This is a genomic window from Mesorhizobium humile (genome assembly GCF_033977215.1).
GTDB classification, from domain to species: Bacteria; Pseudomonadota; Alphaproteobacteria; order Rhizobiales; family Rhizobiaceae; genus Mesorhizobium; species Mesorhizobium humile.
This window is the reverse complement of record NZ_JAVIIV010000013.1, coordinates 67,214-86,551: the sequence shown is the minus strand read 5'-3', so window position 1 is coordinate 86,551 and position 19,338 is coordinate 67,214. Positions and strand designations below refer to the sequence as shown.

Sequence of the window (19,338 nt, the reverse complement as noted above, 5' to 3'; positions counted from 1 at the left end):
AGTATCCTAATTCTCGAATTACGATACCACGCAGTTCCTAAAATATGCAAGCCAATGGATAGGCTTCAGCACCAGCCGCCCCCTCCATCCACAACACGGAGCTTATCACCATGGATGACGTCATCATCATCGGCGGCAGCTTTGCCGGTCTCGCCGCCGCCCTGCAGCTAGGCCGTGCCCGCCGCAAGGTCACTGTTCTTGATACCGGCCTGCCGCGCAATCGCTTCGCCGGCCGCTCGCATGGTCTGCTCGGCCACGATCACAAGCCACCGCTGGACATCCTGGCCGAGGCGCGGCGGCAGTTGGCGCGTTATCCCGCGATCAGGCTGGTCAATGCCCGGGCCGACGGCGTCTCCGGCGGCCTCGATGATTTCTCCGTCCTCACTGGCGATGGCGAAAGCCTAGAGGCGCGCCGGCTGATCCTGAGCTATGGTATTACCGACCAGATGCCTGATGTGCCGGGCTTCGCCGAAGGCTGGGGCACGTCCATCGTGCCCTGTCCCTATTGCGACGGCTTTGAAGTCGCCGGCCAGCATTGGGGTCTCGTCTGGTCCGGCCCGCAGTCGCTAAATCAGGTCAGGCTGTTCCACGATTGGACCGACAGGTTGACGGTCTTCTCCGATGGTCACGACATTCCACCCGATATCCGGGCCGATCTGGAGCGTCGCAACACACCTCTCGTCGACGGCCGGATCACTGAAATCGCCCGTCACGGGGGGCATGGCGCCACCGTCAAGCTTAATACCGGCCCCGATGTCGCTGTCGACATCCTGTTCGCGCATCCGCGCAACAAGCCATCTGCAAGCCTGCATGAATCGCTGGGCCTCGCCACGCTCGATACACCTCTCGGCATCGTCCTCAAGGTCGACGAGCGCCGTGAAACCAGCATGCCCGGCATCTATGCCGCCGGGGACCTCACCAACCCCCTCATACCCTCGGTCACCACGGCATCCTGGCAAGGCGCGATGGCGGGCATCTTCGCCCAGCAGTCGATGCTGACTTGAGAGCAGAGTTTCTCGGGTCCCAATTGGCCAAGCCCAGCGGCGGTGCTCCAATCTAAGCAAGAAGGGAAGTGACCCTCATGAATAGGACCAGTCCTGGCGTCGCCCTGGTGACCGGCGCATCCTCCGGCATCGGTCTCGCCACCGCCAAAGCCTTGCGGAATGCGGGCTTTCGAGTGTTCGGAACCAGCCGCCGCGCCGCGACGGAGAGATCCGACGGTATTACTATGCTGACCTGTGACATTACCGACGACGAGTCCGTGGCGAAACTGGTCGATCGCGTCCTTGCCGAGGCCGGCCGCATCGACCTGCTCGTTAACAACGCCGGCATGGGCCTTCTCGGCGCCGCGGAGGAGTCCTCGACGGTTCAGGCGCAGGCGCTTTTCGACGTGAACGTCTTCGGCGTCTTTCGCGTGACCAATGCGGTGTTGCCGACAATGCGACGCCAAGGAAAGGGTAGAATTGTTAATTTGAGCTCGGTGCAGGGGTTCATCCCGGGTCCCTTTTTCGCGCTTTATTCGTCGACCAAACATGCCGTTGAAGGCTATTCCGAATCGCTCGACCATGAACTGCGCCCGTTCGGAATTCGCGTATCGTTGGTCGAGCCCGCCTATACCCGCACGTCCTTCGAAGAGAACCTCGCGAAGCCGGACCAGTTCCTGGATATCTATGAGACGGCGCGCGCAGCCATGAATGGAGCGGTACGGAAGGAGATGGAGAAAGGCGATGCGCCCGAAGTGGTAGCCCAGACCGTATTGGCGGCTGCGACCGATCCGGCTCCGAAGAGGCGCTATACGGCTGGGAAAACGGCGCGTCAGATCAGTTTCCTGCGCCGTTTCGTCCCCGCTTCCGCATTCGACAAGAGTCTACGAAAGCGGTTCGGACTGCCGGTCTGATGCAAGGATCAACCGGCTTTCGTTTCGCAGCCGGAGGGAGAGTCTTAGTTAAGGATCTCAACACGCCCTAACGGACGGCGCTGTTGCGCTCACGGCCGATGCGCCCGAGATGCGTATCCTGAAAACTTGTCGGCAGCTTCAGCCCATAACCCAGGGCACGGTCGATTGCGATGTGCGCGATCCAGATGAGCGCCACGGCGGTCGTGACCCGGCCGGCGAGCAACGCGCCCGCAAGCAGGAGGACGAGCGGGGCAATCAGGATATGCAACGCGTTGTAGGTGGCGGCGCCGAAGCGCGGTCCGGCGAGGTAGCCCAGCATCGACAGGTCCGGCGCAAGGATGAGCAGCGCAAACAGCCACCAGGAAAAGCCGGACATTGCGTAGCAAACGATAGCCAACGCGGCGACGGTGACCCATTCAAACCGGACAATCAGGTCGACGGGCCGCATCGCCACAGGATCAGTCGCCGCGTTTCGCGCGCAGCCTCACGACGATGTCGACATTGGCGATCTCCATGCCTTCCGGCGGCGCCGGCAGGTTGGAGACGGTCACCGGTCCGCTCTCGATGTCGAAAATCCGGTTCTCGCCCTCGACGTAGAAGTGATGATGGTCGGAGGTGTTGGTGTCGAAATAGGTTTTCGAGCCTTCGACCGCCAGGATGCGCAACAGGCCGGCCTGGGTGAATTGGTGGAGCGCGTTGTAGACCGTCGCCAGCGAAACCGGCACGCCGGCGGCAATCGCCTCTTCGTGCAGTTCCTCGGCAGACAGGTGGCGGTCGCCCTTGGCGAACAGCAGGTCGGCCAGCGCAATGCGCTGGCGCGTCGGCCTCAGGCCGGCTTCGCGAACCCGCTTGTCCACAGCGACATTTTCCTTCCGGTAGCCCGAATCCATCTTCGCGTCGAAGCTTTGTTGCCCAGCCCATCAACAGGTCCAGCATGGCAAAAAGACGTCAAAAGCCAAAACCGGACATCAGCCGACATATATTCTGTAGTCCGAATGCGATCAATAGCGCGCATTGACCCGGGCAGGCGCACGGGTTAAGCGCAAACGCCGGTTTCCGGCCGCAAACAGAGTGTGTTAGGAAACCAACGACAAGGGCGCCCTGCCGCCCGCGAAGAACACGGGGACAGAAATTTGATGGCGGGTCAAAAGTCCAGCTACGATTACGAGGAACTGCTCGCCTGCGCCCGCGGCGACCTGTTCGGGCCGGGCAATGCCCAGCTACCCTACCCACCGATGCTGATGTTCGACCGCATCACCGAGATCAGCGAGACCGGCGGCGCCTTCGACAAGGGCTTCATCCGCGCCGAATTCGACATCAAGCCGGACCTGTGGTTCTTCGCCTGCCACTTCATCGGCAACCCGATCATGCCGGGCTGCCTCGGCCTCGACGCCATGTGGCAGCTGACCGGTTTCTATCTCGGCTGGCTGGGCGAGCCCGGCAAGGGCATGGCGCTGTCGACCGGCGAGGTGAAGTTCAAGGGCATGGTGACGCCATCGGTGAAGAAGGTCGAATACGGCGTCGACTTCAAGCGCGTGATGCGCGGCCGTTTGGTGCTCGGCATCGCCGATGGCTGGCTCAAGGCGGATGGCGAACCCATATACGCGGCGACGGATCTGAAGGTCGGCCTGTCCAAGCAGTCGGCCGCCTGACCGTTTTTCGCCACGGCGTCCGCGTAGCCAATGGACGCCAAGTCAGTTTATTTGCGTAGGATCAAGGGCGAAAACCGGCTAGGTTTTTCGCCCGAATACGCCGGAAGGAGTTGCGAATGAGACGGGTCGTAGTGACAGGGCTCGGCATTGTGTCGTCGATCGGCAACAATGCCAACGAGGTGCAGAGCTCGCTTTACGATGCCAAATCGGGCATCAGCTTTTCCAATTCCTTCGCCGAACACGGCTTCCGCTGCCAGGTCTGGGGCGCGCCGACGCTCGATCCGACCCCGATGATCGACCGCCGCGCCATGCGCTTCCTGAGCCAGGGCGCTGCCTGGAACCACGTCGCCATGGACCAGGCGATCGCCGATGCCGGCTTAGGCGAAAGCGACGTCACCAATGAGCGGACCGGCATCGTGATGGGTTCCGGCGGGCCTTCGACCCGCACCATCGTCGAAGCGGCAGAAACCACGATCAAGAACAACAGCCCCAAGCGCATCGGCCCGTTCGCCGTGCCGAAAGCCATGTCGTCGACGGCGTCGGCCACCCTGGCCACATGGTTCAAGATCCACGGCGTCAATTATTCGATCTCGTCGGCCTGCTCGACCTCCGCGCATTGCATAGGCAATGCCTATGAACTCATCCAATGGGGCAAGCAGGACGTGATGTTTGCCGGCGGCCACGAGGACCTCGACTGGACCATGTCGGACCTGTTCGACGCCATGGGCGCAATGTCGTCGAAATTCAACGACAATGCCTCGGCCGCCTCGCGCGCCTACGACGTCAACCGCGACGGCTTCGTCATCGCCGGCGGCGCCGGCGTGCTGGTGCTGGAGGAGTTGGAACACGCCAAGGCGCGGGGCGCCAAGATCTATGCCGAGATCGTCGGCTACGGCGCTACTTCCGACGGCTACGACATGGTTGCGCCTTCGGGCGAAGGCGCGATGCGCTGCATGCGCCAGGCGCTTGCCACGGTGTCTTCGCCGGTCGACTACATCAACACCCACGGCACTTCGACGCCGGTCGGCGATTCCAGGGAAATGGGCGCCATCCGCGAGGTGTTCGGCGACAAGATGCCCTATATCACCTCGACCAAGTCGCTTACCGGCCATTCGCTGGGGGCGGCCGGCGTGCAGGAATCGATCTATTCGATCCTGATGATGCAGGGCGGCTTCATCGGCGAGAGCGCCCATATCGAGGAGCTCGATCCGGAATTCGAGGGCATGCCGATCGTGCGCAAGCGTATCGACAACGCCAAGATCGACACCGTGCTCTCCAACTCCTTCGGTTTCGGCGGCACCAACGCAACGCTGATTTTCCAGCGCTATTCCGCATAAACGCCAGCATTTTTCATAAGGATTGCCAGGCATGGAAGGGTTGATGAAGGGCAAGCGCGGGCTTGTCATGGGTGTCGCCAACGACCATTCGATTGCCTGGGGCATCGCCAAAAAGCTGTCGGAACACGGGGCGGAGCTCGCTTTCACCTACCAGGGCGACGCCTTCGGGCGGCGAGTCAAGCCGCTTGCCGAGAAGGTGGGGGCCTCGCTGATCGTGCCCTGCGATGTCGAGGACAGCGCCTCGGTCACCGCGACCTTCGAGACCCTCGGCAAGGCCTGGGGCGGGCTGGATTTCGTGGTGCACGCCATCGGCTTTTCGGACAAGAACGAGCTGAAGGGCCTTTATGCCGACACCAGCCGCGACAATTTCGTGCGCACCATGGTGATCTCCTGCTATTCCTTCACCGAGATCGCCCGCAACGCCGCCGCGCTGATGGGCAATGGCGGCTCGATGATCACGCTCACCTATGCCGGCTCGGTCAGGGTGATGCCGAACTACAACGTCATGGGGGTCGCCAAGGCCGGGCTGGAAGCCAGCGTGCGCTACCTTGCCAACGACTACGGCCCGCGCGGCATCAGGGTGAACGGCATCTCGGCCGGGCCGGTGCGGACGCTGGCCGGCTCGGGCGTGTCCGACGCCCGCCACATGTTCTCCTACCAGCAGCGCAATTCGCCTTTGCGGCGGACCGTGACCATCGACGAAGTCGGCGGCTCGGCACTTTACCTGCTCTCCGATCTGTCGTCGGGCGTGACCGGTGAAATCCACTATGTCGATTCGGGCTATCACATCGTTTCGATGCCGGCACTGGAGGAACTGAAGCAGAACGACGGCACGCGCGAATAGTTTGCAGTCGCGATAGTAGCGCTCCAGTAAAATTGGATGCATTGGCGGAAACTCATTTTAAGGAGATATCCGCTATAAGGCCCCGTAATCTAGGGACAATGCATGCCTGCAGTCAGCAATCCCAAACGGACTCCGCTGTTCCGGCTGATCACCATCGCCAGCTCGGGCATGGGCAGTTTCATCCTTGGACTATGGGGGCTGCGGTTCGGCTTCGGCGACGGCATGGCCGGTATGCCGGCCGAAACGATGGCCGGCGTCATCGCCGCGCTCTGCGCCTTGGCCGCCGGCGGTGCGGCGCTGTCGTTCTTCGCGGGCGTCGATGAATCGGTGGCCTATGTCGTCAAGGAAACCCATTTCGACAAGCTGACCGGCCTTTTGTCGCGCCAGGCCATGGTCGGCAAGATAGCCGAGGCCGCCTCCGGGACGATCCGAACCGGCGAGCCGGTGTTCCTGATCGACATCGATATCGACCGCTTCAAGCAGATCAACGACGCCATCGGCTACAGCCAGGGTGACGAACTGATCCGCGCCTTCACCAGCAGGTTGAAAGAGAACATGCCGAAGAACGCGGTGATCGGGCGCATCGGCGCCGGCGAATTCAGCGTGCTTTTGCCGGATCGCGACATCAGGGGTTCGATCGAGCGGCTCATCGAGAAGCTCATCAACGAGATGATGGAGCCCTATCCGCTGCAGAGCCATCTGCAATCGGTCAGCCTGTCGGTCGGCATCGTGGCGATGCCGAAGGACGGCGTCGACCCGGTGCTCATCCTGCGCCGTTCGAACCTGGCGCTGCAGAACGCGCGCGCCAGCGGCGTCGGCAACTGGTCTGTCTTCCACGCCGACATGGGCCGGGTGGCGGACTACCGGCAGTGGATCGAATCCGAGCTGAAGACCGCCTTCGACCGCGGCGATTTCAGTCTTCACTATCAGCCGCAGCTCAACCTGCCGAGCGGCCGCATCGTCGGCTATGAGGCGCTGATCCGCTGGAAGCATCCGGAGCGCGGCATGATCCCGCCGATGGAATTCATCCCGATCGCCGAGGAAACCGGCATGATCAATCCGATCGGCGAGTGGGTGCTGCGCAAGGCCTGCAGCGACGCCCGCTACCTGCCGGAGGACTGCTTCGTCGCCGTCAACATCTCGCCGGTCCAGTTCATGACCAGGGATTTCGTCGGCATCGTGCGGGAAGTGATGGCATCGACCGGCATCAAGCCGTCCCGGCTGGAGCTCGAGGTCACCGAAACGGCGATGATGCAGGACCGCGACCGCGCCGCAGCGATCCTGGAGCAGCTTGCCGAGATGGGCATCTCCGTGGCCGTCGACGATTTCGGCACGGGCTATTCCAATTTGAGCTACCTGATCGATTTCTCCTTCGGCAAGCTGAAGATCGACCGTTCCTTCGTCAGCCGCATCGACACCGACTCCAGCTCCGGCGCGATCGTTTCGACCATTGTCGGCCTGTCACGGGCGCTGGGCGTCGGCATCATCGCCGAAGGCGTGGAGACCGAGAACCAGGCCACCCTGCTCCGAGCGGCCGGCTGCGAGGTGGTGCAGGGCTATCTGTTCGGCCGGCCGGCGCCGCTCAAGGTCGAACTCGGCGAAGCGCGGCCCGCCTTCGGCAGGAACGAGCCCGCCCGCATCGTCAGCATTCAATAGAACAAGCTTTAGCGGCGTGCCGAAAGCACCTTGAACATGCCGTCACGGGCCAACTCGGCATGGCTAGCGAAAGCGGCAGCCAATACCTCTTCGTAAGGAAGCTGGCGGTTGGCGACCATGAACAGGCGCCCGCCCGGCTTCAGCGCCTTCGACGCGGCACGGATCATGCCGACGCCAATTTCTGGCTCGGCGGCGCGGCTGCGATGGAAGGGCGGGTTCATGACGATTGCGTCGTAGCGCCGTTCGACCGCCTCGGTGAGCAGATCGATCCAGAAGAAGCGGGGCTCGATGGCGCCATGGACGTTCAGCCTGGCTGCCTCCAGGGCCTCGAAATCGGCTTCGTAGAGATCAAGGGCAACGAGGCTCTGCGAGCGCTGCAGAACGTCGGCCGCCAGATAGCCCCAGCCGGCGCAGAAGTCGGCGATGCTGCCCCTGAGGTCGCCGGGCAGGCTTGCGGCAAGCAATTTTGAACCGGCGTCGACACGATCAAAGGAAAACATGCCGGGCTTGGTCTCGAAGCCGCCTTCAACGACAAGATCGGGATTGCCGGCGCGCAGCATCGCAGCCGCCTCCGTGCCGGTCCGGCGGAACCAGAAGGCAACGCCGTGATGCTTCGGCAGATGGCCTTCGAGCGGCGCCAGCGCGTCGATCCGCTTGCGCAGGCTGTCGATACCGTCCTCCTTGCCACCCGCGACCGCGATCAGCCCGCCTGGCACGGTGCGTTCTATCGCCTCGGCGATGCGCAACTCATTTTGTCCACGATGACGGCCCGCAAGCACCAACGCCATGTCGAAGCCGGCACCCTCAGCGCGCGGCGTGACGGCGTAGCCTGACGCCTGCAGCGTTCGAAAATGCGGCCGAAAGCCTTGCACGATATGCAGCGCCGCCTCGAAGCCGGTAGGCAAGCGGAAGCCGGGCTCGGCGCCGAGAAACAGGACGCGGGCATCCTTTCGCGGCAAAGGCGCCGCCTCGGCCGCGAACGGGTAGAACAGCGTCTTCAGCGGCTCGGCGGCCATTCGCATAGTCCTTCAAACAAAACGGGCGCGACCTTGCGGCGCGCCCGTCATGGATCACCCGTTCAGGTCTATCAGGCGGCGTCTTCCTCGCCGTCCGACTTCTTCTTGTCCTGGGCGATTTCCTTGCCGGTCGCCTGGTCGACGACCTTCATCGACAGGCGAACCTTGCCGCGCTCGTCGAAGCCCATCAGCTTGACCCAAACCTTGTCGCCTTCCTTGACGACGTCGGAGGTCTTGGCGACGCGCTCATTGGCGAGCTGCGAGATGTGGACGAGACCGTCGCGCGGACCGAAGAAGTTGACGAACGCGCCGAAGTCGGCCGTCTTGACGACGGTGCCTTCATAGATCTCGCCGACTTCCGGCTCGGCGACGATGGTGTGGATCCACTTCTTCGCCGCCTCGATCTCCTTGGCGTTGGCCGAAGCGATCTTGACCGTACCGTCGTCCTCGATGTTGATCTTGGCGCCGGTCTTCTCGACGATCTCGCGGATCACCTTGCCGCCCGAGCCGATGACGTCGCGGATCTTGTCGGTCGGAATATGCATGACCTCGATGCGCGGCGCGAACTCGCCGAGCTCGGCACGGGCGCCGGAGAGCGCATGCGCCATCTCGCCCAGGATATGCAGGCGGCCGTCCTTGGCCTGGGCAAGCGCGATGCCCATGATCTCCTCGGTGATGCCGTCGATCTTGATGTCCATCTGCAGCGAGGTGACGCCGTTGGCGGTGCCGGCGACCTTGAAGTCCATGTCGCCGAGATGGTCCTCGTCACCGAGGATGTCGGAGAGCACCGCGAAGCGCTCGCCTTCCTTGATCAGGCCCATGGCGATGCCGGCAACCGGCTTTGCCAGCGGCACGCCGGCATCCATCAGCGCCAGCGAGGTGCCGCAGACGGTCGCCATCGAGGACGAGCCGTTGGACTCGGTGATCTCCGAAACGACGCGCAGCGTGTAGGGGAACTGGTCCGCGCTCGGCAGCATCGGGCGGATGGCGCGCCAGGCGAGCTTGCCGTGACCGATCTCGCGGCGGCCGGGCGAGCCCATGCGGCCGGTCTCGCCCACCGAGTAGGGCGGGAAGTTGTAGTGAAGGAGGAACTTCTCCTTGTACATGCCGGTCAGCGAATCGACATACTGCTCGTCCTCGCCGGTGCCGAGCGTGGCAACGACCAGCGCCTGGGTTTCGCCGCGGGTGAACAGCGCCGAACCATGGGTGCGCGCCAGGACGCCGACTTCGGAGACGATCTTGCGGACCGTCTTCAGGTCGCGGCCATCGATGCGCGAGCCGGTGTCGAGGATGTTCCAGCGCACGACCTTGGCCTGGAGCTCCTTGAACACCGAGCCGATCTGCTCGGAGGTGTATTTGGCCTCTTCGCCTTCGGCCGGCGCGAACGCGGCCTTGACCTTCGCCTTGACGGCGTCGACGGCGGCGTAGCGCTTCTGCTTGTCGGTGATCTTGTAGGCCTCGCGGAGCTCGTCGCCGACGATCTTCAGCATCTCGGCTTCAAGCGCAGAATAATCCGGCGCGGTGAAGTCGCGCGGCTCCTTGGCGGCGACCTCGGCCAGCTTGATGATCGCCTCGATCACCGGCTGGAAGCTCTTGTGGCCGAACACGACGGCGCCGAGCATCAGGTCCTCGGAGAGTTCCTTGGCCTCGGATTCGACCATCAGCACGGCGTCGGCGGTGCCGGCGACGACGAGGTCGAGCTTGGATTCCTGCATTTCATCGATATGCGGGTTGAGCACATATTCGCCGTTGATGTAGCCGACGCGGGCGCCGCCGATCGGGCCCATGAAGGGCACGCCCGAAAGCGTGAGCGCGGCGGAGGTGGCGACGATCGACAGGATGTCCGGATCGTTCTCGAGATCATGCTGGACGACGGTGACGACGATCTGGGTGTCGTTCTTGTAGCCGTCGGCGAAAAGCGGGCGGATCGGACGGTCGATCAGGCGGGAAACCAGCGTTTCCTTTTCGCTCGGACGGCCCTCGCGCTTGAAGTAGCCGCCCGGGATCTTGCCGGCGGCGTAGGTCTTTTCCTGGTAGTTGACGGTCAGCGGGAAGAAATCGAGGCCGGGCTTCGGCTCCTTCATCGAGACGACGGTGGCGAGAACGACGGTCTCGCCATAGGTGGCAAGCACCGCGCCGTCAGCCTGGCGTGCGATCTTGCCCGTTTCGAGGATGAGCGGACGGCCGCCCCATTCGATTTCCACTTTGTGTTGATTGAACATGTCTTGTCCTTCGTATGCGGAAAGGGCCGCGCCGTCTCACGGTTCGCGGATGTCCCTTCCCTGGCTTCCTTGTCGGGCAGCCACGGGCAAGACAACGGGAAGCTCGATAAGTCCGGCCTCAGCCGAGCGAGCATCCTGCAATCCTGCCCCATGACCGTCCATGGGGCGGTTCCGAATGGCCCTCTGCGCGTCCGGAACCGTGTTTGGCCGGCTGATCGGCCGGCTTTGCGCATGACGCCGGAAACGGCTGTTTCCGGAACGCGCCCTGCGCGAATGCGAATTTCAGGAGCGCGTCGCGCTCCGGCATTATCGCACCGGACCATCCGATGCGCCAATGTGCGACCGGCGGGCCCCCTTCGAGAGCCCGCCGGTCAATTCGTCAGCGACGGAGACCGAGCTTGTCGATCAGCGTCTGATAGCGCGCGTCATCCTTGCGCTTGAGATAGTCAAGCAGGCTGCGGCGCTGCGAGACCAGAGCAAGCAGGCCACGGCGGGAATGGTTATCCTTCTTGTGGTCCTTGAAGTGCTCGGTCAGGTTCTTGATGCGCTCGGAAAGGATGGCAACCTGGACTTCCGGAGATCCGGTATCGCCCTTGGCGGTCGCGAATTCAGTCATCAATTCCTTCTTGCGATCGGCAGTGATCGACATCGTGTTTTTCCTTATCTGTTGGAGGAAACGGGACGCCCACAGCCGGGATGTCGTCCAGCAGAGGCCAGTGCAAGCGACGCGTCAGGGCGCGAAGCTGCGGCGCATATAGTGCAATTCCGGAAAAAACGCCAGCCCAAATGTCAAGCCGGCTTGTCGCAGGTCTTGCCGTGAAAACAACGGGTTCAGCGGCTAAAGCGCGTCGCGCTGAACCGGATTCAGGCGACGCGCTTTAAGTCTTTGTTTTGATGCATGTCGTTGTCCCAGAACCGCTGCACACTTCTGGGCGACATGCATTAGAGCCACTTCTTCCATTTGAAGAAGAGGATCAGCCCGACAGCGACAACCGCCATGAACAGAATTGCCGCCGGATAACCGTAATAGGCTTTTAGCTCCGGCATGTTCCAGGGCGAGCTTCCCGGATCGAAATTCATCCCCCAGACGCCGACCAGAAAGGTCAGCGGCATGAAGATCACCGAGACGATCGTCAGATAGGAAATGACATCGTTGGTGCGGGCCTGGGTCAGCGAGACATGCATCTCGATCAGGCCGGTGAGCATGTCGCGCTGGTTCTCGACCAGCTCGATCAGGCGCAGCGAATGATCGAGCGTGTCGTTGAAGAAGATCTTGGTCTCCGCCTTCACGAAGGTCACGTCGTTGCGGATCAACGTCGCCAACGTATCACGCATCGGCCACAGCACGCCCTTCAGCACGCCGGCGTCGCGCCGCAATTCATGCAGCTGCCGCATCTGATCCTTGTGCGGCTTGTTCAGCATCTCGTCCTCGATGCCGTCGACCAATTCGCTCGCCGCCTCAATCGGCGGGAAATAGCTGTCGACGATGGCATCGATCAGCGCATAGGCGAGATAGTCGGCGCCGCGCGAGCGAAGGCGGTTGGGCATCGCGCTGGCGATGCGCTTGCGCACCGGATCGAACGGGTCGCCCTCGCGCTCCTGGAAGGTGACGACGAAATTGCCGCCGAAGAACAGCGCGATCTGCTCGTAGCGGTGCGAGGTGACATCGTCGATCATACGCATGACGACGAAGGCATGATCCTCGAAGAAATCCACTTTCGGCCGCTGTCCGGTGTTGACGACATCCTCCAGCGCCAGCGGATGCAAATTGAAGATGCGGCCGATCTCCTCGATCAGCGGGATGTTGGCAAGCCCCGTGCAGTCCAGCCAGACGACGGGCCATTTCTCGCAATGGGCGTTGAGATCGTCGATCGAGGCATTGTCGATGGTCTTGTATTTTTGCGGCGAGATCAGTGTCAGCCGAAGCTCGCTGCGCCGCGCCGCCGGATCGGCGATAAGCGTGCCGGGCGACGCCCCGACCGGTGGCCTGCGGGTTTTCAGCGATGCCCGCTTCTTGCCTGCATCAGCCTTGGCCATGAGATATCCTCGGGACTCAGCGTTCGGCCGAGATTAGAGCAATTCCAAGAAAAGTGCGCAGCGGTTTTCCGTCCGGAATTGTGTAAATAACAACCACTTAAGCGCGTCGCGCTGAAACGGATTCAGTCGACGCGCTTCAAGTCTTTGTGTTGATGCATGTCGTTCTCCCAAACCGCTGCGCACTTTTGGGCGACATGCACCAGGGCGTTTCGACGCAATTCCGGGCGGAAAGTTACGGCGGAGGCGCCGAACCTGACCGCTCACATTTGTCCTGGAATTGCTCCAGACGGGATTCACCCGACAAAGACCCGCTTGGGCTTGAACATGCCCTGCTCGATGGCGCCGATGGCGACGAGCTTGCCGCGGGCGGTGGCGCAGGCCTCCTCAGCCTCGACCGGCGCATCGCGGCCGCGAATGATGACGGGATTGCCGAGCCGGATCTTCGTCGCCGCATCGTCGCTGACCGCGACCTGCGGCAGGCAGTCGAGCGCCGCCGCCGTTTCGACCAGCAGCGCGTCGATGGCGCTGAAATCGATCGGCGCCTCGGCTTCGTCCGGATTCGGCTCCGCCTTGTCGCCAAAGCGGGCCGCTTCCAGCTCGGCAACGGTGACGAAATCCTCCGGGGTGAACGGCTCGACCTCGACGCGGCGCAATTCGGCTATATGGCCGAAGCAACCGAGGTCGCGACCCATGTCGCGGGCCAGCGAGCGCACATAGGTGCCCTTGCCGCATTCGATCTCGAAGACGGTCTTGTCGGCACCGTGCTCGACGATGTCGAGGCGGCCGATCTCGATCTCGCGCGCCGGGATATCGACCGTCTCGCCTTCACGGGCAAGATCATAGGCACGCTCGCCGGCGATCTTGATGGCCGAGAATTGCGGCGGCGTCTGCATAATGACGCCGGTGTATTTCGGCAAGAGCGCCCTCACCTCCGCCTCTGCCGGGCGCCGGTCGGAGCTGTTGGTCACGGGGCCTTCGAGGTCGTCGGTCGAGCGCTCCTCGCCCCAGGCGACGGTGAAGCGGTAGACCTTGGCGCCGTCCTGCACATAAGGAACGGTCTTGGTCGCCTCGCCGAGCGCGATCGGCAGCATGCCGGAGGCCAGCGGATCGAGCGTGCCGGCATGGCCGGCCTTCTCTGCCTGGAACAGCCACTTGATCTTGGAGACCGCTTCGGTCGAACCCATGCCGACTGGCTTGTCCAGCACCACCCAACCGGAAACCGGCCGGCCCTTCTTCTTGCCGCGACGCGCCACCTATTCCTCGTCCTTGTCGTTGTTCTTGCCGTCGCCGAGATCGCGCGCGACTTCGGGCGATTTCAGCAGTTCGTTGATCTTCGCGAAATTGTCGAAGGACGTATCGAGCCGGAAGCGAAACTCCGGCATGTACTTCATCTGCCTGAGCGCGCCGGAAACACGGCCGCGGATGAACTTCGCATGCTTGTTGAGCGCCTCGACCACAGCGCCATCGTCGCCCGCGCCGAGCGGCGAGACGAAGGCGGTGGCGATCTTGAGGTCGGGCGACATGCGCACCTCGGAAACCGAAACGACGCAGTTCTCGATCACCGGATCGATGATCTCGCCGCGCTGCAAGGTCTCGGACAGAGCATGGCGCACCTGCTCGCCGACGCGCAGCATGCGCTGCGAAGGGCCTGATGTGGTCGAACGGGGCATTTTTTCTGGGTCCTGAAATCGTGAAGCGCGGGATGGGACCACGCCACATGTCTCAACATGCGTAAGGGGTCTGGGCGGCAGCCTTTCGGCCGCCGCCCGTTATTATCCGGCAAGTATAGCTGAATTAGAGCGTTCTGGTTACCATCTCGATGCGGAAGCACTCGATGACGTCGCCGACGCGCATGTCCTCGTAGTTCTGGAAGGCCATGCCGCACTCCTGGCCGCCCGGCACTTCCGCAACCTCGTCCTTGAAGCGCTTCAGCGTCTTCAGCGTGCCTTCGTGGATCACGACGTTGTCGCGGATCAGGCGCACGCCCGCGCCACGCTCGACCTTGCCTTCGGTGACACGGCAGCCGGCGATCTTGCCGACCTTCGAGATATCGAAGATCTCGAGGATCTCGGCATTGCCGATGAAGGTCTCGCGCCGCTCCGGCGAAAGCATGCCGGAAAGTGCCGCCTTCACGTCATCGACGAGATTGTAGATGATCGAGTAGTAGCGGATCTCGATACCGGCAGCGGCTGCGGCCGCACGCGCCTGCGCATTGGCGCGGACGTTGAAGCCGATGATCGCCGCTCCGGACGTCTCGGCGAGCGAAACGTCGCTTTCGGTGATGCCGCCGGCACCGGCATGGACGATGCGCGCACGCACCTCGTCATTGCCGAGCTTTTCAAGGGCGGCATTGATCGCCTCGATCGAACCCTGCACGTCGCCCTTGATGACCAGCGGGAATTCCTTCAGCCCGCTCGTCTGCAACTGCGACATCATCTGCTCAAGCGAGCCGCGCTGGCCGGCATGCCTAGCCACAGCCTTGTCGCGCGCCAGGCGCTGGCGGTATTCGGTGATCTCGCGGGCGCGCGCCTCGTTGTTGACGACGGCGAAACGGTCGCCGGCCTGCGGCGTGCCCTGGAGGCCAAGCACCTCGACCGGCATCGCCGGCGGCGCTTCCGGCACGTGCTCGCCGCGATCGTTGACGAGCGCGCGCACACGGCCCCACTCGTTGCCGGCGACGATGATGTCGCCCGGCATCAGCGTGCCGGTCTGCACCAGCACGGTGGCGACAGGCCCGCGTCCCTTGTCCAACTGCGCCTCGATGACCGCGCCTTCGGCGGTGCGATCGGGATTGGCCTTGAGGTCGAGGACTTCGGCCTGCAGCAGGATCGCTTCCAGCAGCTTGTCGAGATTGGTGCCCTTGGTCGCCGAAACCTCGACGTCCAGCACCTCACCGCCCATCGATTCCACGAACACTTCGTGGCGCAGCAGTTCGGTCCGCACCTTCTGCGGGTCGGCGTCACGCTTGTCGATCTTGTTGATGGCCACGATGATCGGCACGCCGGCCGCCTTGGCGTGACTTATCGATTCGATCGTCTGCGGCATTACGCTGTCGTCGGCCGCCACCACCAGCACGGCAATGTCGGTGACCTGCGCGCCACGGGCGCGCATGGCCGTGAAGGCGGCGTGGCCGGGCGTGTCGATGAAGGTGATCTTCTGACCGTTCTTCTCGATCTGGTAGGCACCGATATGCTGGGTGATGCCGCCGGCCTCGCCGGAGACGACATTGGCGTTGCGGATGGCGTCGAGCAGCGAGGTCTTGCCGTGATCGACATGGCCCATGATGGTCACGACCGGCGGACGCGACACAAGGTCTTCCGCGCGGTCGGCGATGTTGAACAGGCCTTCCTCGATGTCGGACTCGGCGACGCGGCGGACCGTGTGGCCGAATTCGGAGGCGACCAGCTCGGCCGTGTCGGCGTCGATGACGTCGCCCGGCTTCAGGATCTGGCCCTGCTTCATGAAGAACTTGACCACGTCCACGGCACGCTCGGACATGCGCTGCGCCAGTTCCTGGATGGTGATGGTTTCGGGCAGGATCACTTCGCGCATGACTTTCTCGCGCGGCTCGTTATGCATCGCGCGTTTGAATTTTTCCTGGCGGCGACGCATCGACGACAGCGAGCGGGCGCGCGCGTCGTCATCCGACAGCGCCGAGTTCAGCGTCAGCTTGCCGCGGCGGCGATCTTCCTCGCCCTTGGTCGGCTTGGCCGGCCGCGCCACTTCCGGCGTCGCAAGACGGCGCGGCGGCGCACTCGCACCGGCACCAGTACCTGTACGCCGCGGCTTGGCCTCCTCCTCGTCGTCAGCCGTGACGACATCGGCCGCCAGCGGCGCGCGGCGGCGAGCCTCTTCCTCGGCGCGCCGGCGGGCCTCGGCCTCCGTCTGCAGGCGTGCCTCCTCCTCGGCCTGACGGCGCGCGGATTCGTCACGCTCGCGCTTGCGGCGTTCTTCTTCCTCGGCGCGGCGCTTGGCATCTTCCTGAGCGCGCTGGCGATCCTCGGCCTCGCGGACCTTGGAACCTTCCAGCGCCTTGCGACGCGCTTCCATCTCGCCGCGCGAGAGTTCGTTCAGGACCATGCCGGAACGCTCCGGCGGCGGGGGCGGCGCCTTGGGCGCTTCCTGCACGACAGGCGCGGCGGCGACAGGGGCGGCAGCGGCGGGCTTCGGCGTGAAGACGGACGCAGCCACCGGCTCCGGCTTGTCGCCAGGCATCGAGAACTTGCGCTTCTTGATCTCGACCTGGACCTGCTTGGTGCGGCCATGCGAGAAATTCTGGCGCACGGTACCCTGCTCGGTACCGGGACGCTTCAGCGTCAAGGTCTTCTTCGGCGTCACGCTCAACGTCTTGTCGTCGCCCGATTTCGTATCGCTCATTCCATATCCTCTGCGGCATCATCTTCGTCAGCAACGGCCGCAAGCATTGCCAGATCGTTCGGGGTACCGCCCCGATATCGGTCGAGCGCAACAACGCGCTTCTCAACCGCCAGTCCCGCGTCCTGCGCGAGGACGGCAGCATGTATCACATTTGTACCCCCCAATGCCAAGCTCAACTCGGCCTCGGGGAAAAGTTTGTAGGCAAGGATGGCGGGGCCGCCGAGATGGACGGTTGCCCGCCGCGCCTGACTGATCTTGCGGACACCGTCGTCCGAAGCCTCGGTGGCGTGCAGCACCAGCAGCGCCTGACCGTCGCGCACCGCGCCCTCGACCTTGGCGGCGCCAAGAACGACGGCGCCGGCCTTGCGAGCAAGGCCAAGCATGCCCAGAGCGGATCTGGAGAGCAGCCCGTCGACCATGCCGCCGATATCGGCGGGAACGGTCACCTGCGCCTTGAAAGCACGGGCAAACAGGTTCTTGGCCGCTGCCTTCTCGATATGTAGGCGATCGGCGGTGACCCAGCAACCGCGGCCGGGCAGATTTCTCTTGATGTCCGGAACGACGGCCGAATCCGGGCCGACGACGAAGCGGATCAGCTCATCCGCTTCGGCCTGCCTGCGCGTAACGATGCAAGTGCGATCGTTCATCTCGTCCTGGGGCGGGTTGTGTGCGATGCGGTTTCACCTCACGCACCAACAGCTTCGTCAGCCGCGACTTGTTCGGCTGCAAGCTCGTCTTCGCTGATCCAGCCAGCCTTGAGGCGGGCTGCCAGAACCATCTGCTCGGCATCGGCGCGCGAGACGCCGTGACTGGCGAGCACGCCCGGATAGACCTTGGTCTCGCCGTCCTTGCGTTCCTTCCAGCCGGTCAGGTCGTCGGCGGCATAGCCGGCGAAGTCCTCGATCGTCTTCACACCGTCCTCGCCGAGCGTCACCATCATGGCGGTGGTGACGCCGGGGATCTCGCGCAACTCGTCCTTGACGCCCAGCGCCTTGCGCTTTTCGTCATGCTCGGCCTCGATCTTCTCCAGATACTCGCGGGCGCGTGTCTGGATTTCCGAAGCGGTGTCCTCGTCGAAGCCGTCGATCGAGGAGATTTCGCCCGAGTCGACATAGGCGACTTCCTCGACGCTGGTGAAGCCTTCGGAGGCAAGCACCTGGCCGACCATCTCGTCGACGTCGAGGGCTTCCATGAACAGCGCCGAACGCTCTACGAATTCCTTCTGGCGACGCTCGCTCTCCTCCTGCTCGGTCAGGATGTCGATATCCCAACCGGTGAGCTGCGATGCCAGGCGCACATTCTGGCCGCGGCGGCCGATGGCCAGCGACAGCTGGTCGTCCGGCACCACCACTTCGATGCGCTCGGCATCCTCGTCGAGCACCACCTTGGCGACTTCGGCCGGCTGCAGTGCGTTGACGATGAAGGAAGCAGCCGAGGGCGACCACGGAATGATGTCGATCTTCTCGCCCTGCAGCTCGCCGACAACCGCCTGGACACGGCTACCGCGCATGCCGACGCAGGCGCCGACCGGATCGATCGAGGAATCGCGCGAGATCACGGCGATCTTGGCGCGCGAGCCCGGATCGCGAGCTACCGACTTGATCTCGATGATGCCGTCATAGATTTCGGGCACTTCCATGGTGAAGAGCTTGGCCATGAACTGCGGATGCGTGCGCGACAGGAAGATTTGCGGGCCGCGCTGCTCGCGGCGCACGTCATAGACATAGGCCCGGACGCGGTCGCCATATTTGTAGTTCTCGCGCGGGATCAACTCGTCGCGGCGGATGATCGCCTCGCCACGGCCGAGATCGACGATGACATTGCCGTATTCGACGCGCTTGACGGTGCCGTTGACGATCTCGCCGATGCGATCCTTGTACTCGTCATACTGGCGATCGCGCTCGGCCTCGCGCACCTTCTGCACGATGACCTGCTTGGCCGACTGAGCGGCGATGCGGCCGAAATCCATGGGCGGCAGCTGCTCGGCGATGAAGTCGCCGAGCTGGGCGTCGGGGTTGCGCTCGCGCGCCGTGGAAAGCGCGATCTGCGTCGCGTAGTCATCGACCTTCTCGACCACTTCCATCAGCCGCTGCAGCTTCATCTCGCCGGTGTTCGGGTTGATGTCGGCGCGGATGTTGGTCTCCTGGCCGTAACGAGAGCGCGCCGCCTTCTGGATCGCATCTGCCATGGCGGCGATGACGATCGACTTGTCGATCGACTTTTCACGCGCGACCGCGTCGGCGATCTGCAGCAGTTCAAGCCTGTTGGCGCTTACAACCATTGTCTTTCTCCCGATTTCG

At 63.4% G+C, this 19,338-nt stretch carries 17 protein-coding genes; 6 read left to right on the top strand and 11 right to left on the bottom strand.

The features are described from left to right. Positions 1–110: 110 nt before the first annotated feature. Both RFM52_RS19890 and RFM52_RS19885 read left to right on the top strand, forming a co-directional pair. Complete coding sequence (locus tag RFM52_RS19890; protein WP_320297729.1) at positions 111–1,004, top strand: NAD(P)/FAD-dependent oxidoreductase; 894 nt, start codon at positions 111–113, stop codon at positions 1,002–1,004. A 77-nt stretch (positions 1,005–1,081) separates the two neighbouring features. Continuing rightward, entirely contained in the window at positions 1,082–1,897 is an 816-nt protein-coding gene (locus tag RFM52_RS19885) for an oxidoreductase (RefSeq protein ID WP_320297730.1), read from the top strand. Positions 1,898–1,964: 67 nt separating this feature from the next. Here RFM52_RS19885 and RFM52_RS19880 read toward each other — a convergent pair whose 3' ends face one another. Both RFM52_RS19880 and irrA read right to left on the bottom strand, forming a co-directional pair. Then, complete coding sequence (locus tag RFM52_RS19880; RefSeq protein WP_320297731.1) at positions 1,965–2,345, bottom strand: DUF4260 domain-containing protein; 381 nt, start codon at positions 2,343–2,345, stop codon at positions 1,965–1,967. A 10-nt stretch (positions 2,346–2,355) separates the two neighbouring features. Then, entirely contained in the window at positions 2,356–2,787 is a 432-nt protein-coding gene (gene irrA, locus RFM52_RS19875; protein ID WP_320297732.1) for an iron response transcriptional regulator IrrA, read from the bottom strand. Positions 2,788–3,033: 246 nt separating this feature from the next. On the opposite strand from irrA, the gene fabA reads away from it, so the two are divergent. From fabA to RFM52_RS19855, 4 genes are all read left to right on the top strand, one after another. Next, on the top strand, positions 3,034–3,549 hold the full coding sequence (fabA, locus tag RFM52_RS19870) for a 3-hydroxyacyl-[acyl-carrier-protein] dehydratase FabA (protein ID WP_149790431.1): 516 nt from the start codon (positions 3,034–3,036) through the stop codon (positions 3,547–3,549). Positions 3,550–3,665: 116 nt separating this feature from the next. Next, a complete protein-coding gene (fabB, locus tag RFM52_RS19865) occupies positions 3,666–4,886 on the top strand; it encodes a beta-ketoacyl-ACP synthase I (protein ID WP_320297733.1) in 1,221 nt (406 codons plus the stop codon). A 31-nt stretch (positions 4,887–4,917) separates the two neighbouring features. Then, positions 4,918–5,730, top strand: a complete 813-nt coding sequence (fabI, locus tag RFM52_RS19860) for an enoyl-ACP reductase FabI (protein WP_095765954.1) — start codon at positions 4,918–4,920, stop codon at positions 5,728–5,730. 102 nt (positions 5,731–5,832) lie between these two features. Beyond that, the gene (locus RFM52_RS19855) at positions 5,833–7,386 is read left to right on the top strand and encodes a putative bifunctional diguanylate cyclase/phosphodiesterase (protein ID WP_320297734.1); all 1,554 of its coding nucleotides are present in this window, start codon (positions 5,833–5,835) and stop codon (positions 7,384–7,386) included. Positions 7,387–7,394: 8 nt separating this feature from the next. On the opposite strand, the gene RFM52_RS19850 is transcribed toward RFM52_RS19855, so the two are convergent. From RFM52_RS19850 to nusA, 9 genes are all read right to left on the bottom strand, one after another. After that, positions 7,395–8,402, bottom strand: coding sequence for a class I SAM-dependent methyltransferase (locus RFM52_RS19850; RefSeq protein ID WP_320297735.1), 1,008 nt, complete (start codon positions 8,400–8,402; stop codon positions 7,395–7,397). A 71-nt stretch (positions 8,403–8,473) separates the two neighbouring features. Further along, positions 8,474–10,624 (bottom strand): polyribonucleotide nucleotidyltransferase, encoded by a 2,151-nt coding sequence (gene pnp / locus RFM52_RS19845; RefSeq protein WP_320297736.1) that lies wholly within the window; start codon positions 10,622–10,624, stop codon positions 8,474–8,476. Positions 10,625–11,003: 379 nt separating this feature from the next. After that, entirely contained in the window at positions 11,004–11,273 is a 270-nt protein-coding gene (rpsO, locus tag RFM52_RS19840) for a 30S ribosomal protein S15 (protein ID WP_027165894.1), read from the bottom strand. A 293-nt stretch (positions 11,274–11,566) separates the two neighbouring features. After that, positions 11,567–12,661: a magnesium/cobalt transporter CorA gene (gene corA, locus RFM52_RS19835; protein WP_320297737.1), complete on the bottom strand. Its 1,095-nt coding sequence runs from the start codon at positions 12,659–12,661 to the stop codon at positions 11,567–11,569. A 293-nt stretch (positions 12,662–12,954) separates the two neighbouring features. Further along, positions 12,955–13,914, bottom strand: coding sequence for a tRNA pseudouridine(55) synthase TruB (gene truB / locus RFM52_RS19830; RefSeq protein ID WP_320297738.1), 960 nt, complete (start codon positions 13,912–13,914; stop codon positions 12,955–12,957). Further along, on the bottom strand, positions 13,915–14,331 hold the full coding sequence (rbfA, locus tag RFM52_RS19825) for a 30S ribosome-binding factor RbfA (protein ID WP_320297739.1): 417 nt from the start codon (positions 14,329–14,331) through the stop codon (positions 13,915–13,917). A gap of 124 nt (positions 14,332–14,455) precedes the next feature. Then, on the bottom strand, positions 14,456–17,038 hold the full coding sequence (infB, locus tag RFM52_RS19820; protein WP_320297740.1) for a translation initiation factor IF-2: 2,583 nt from the start codon (positions 17,036–17,038) through the stop codon (positions 14,456–14,458). Next, positions 17,035–17,685, bottom strand: a complete 651-nt coding sequence (locus RFM52_RS19815) for an RNA-binding protein (protein ID WP_320297741.1) — start codon at positions 17,683–17,685, stop codon at positions 17,035–17,037. The genes infB and RFM52_RS19815 overlap by 4 nt, the downstream gene beginning before the upstream one ends. Before the next feature lie 38 nt (positions 17,686–17,723). Further along, the gene (nusA, locus tag RFM52_RS19810; RefSeq protein ID WP_320297742.1) at positions 17,724–19,319 is read right to left on the bottom strand and encodes a transcription termination factor NusA; all 1,596 of its coding nucleotides are present in this window, start codon (positions 19,317–19,319) and stop codon (positions 17,724–17,726) included. Between the last annotated feature and the right edge of the window lie 19 nt (positions 19,320–19,338).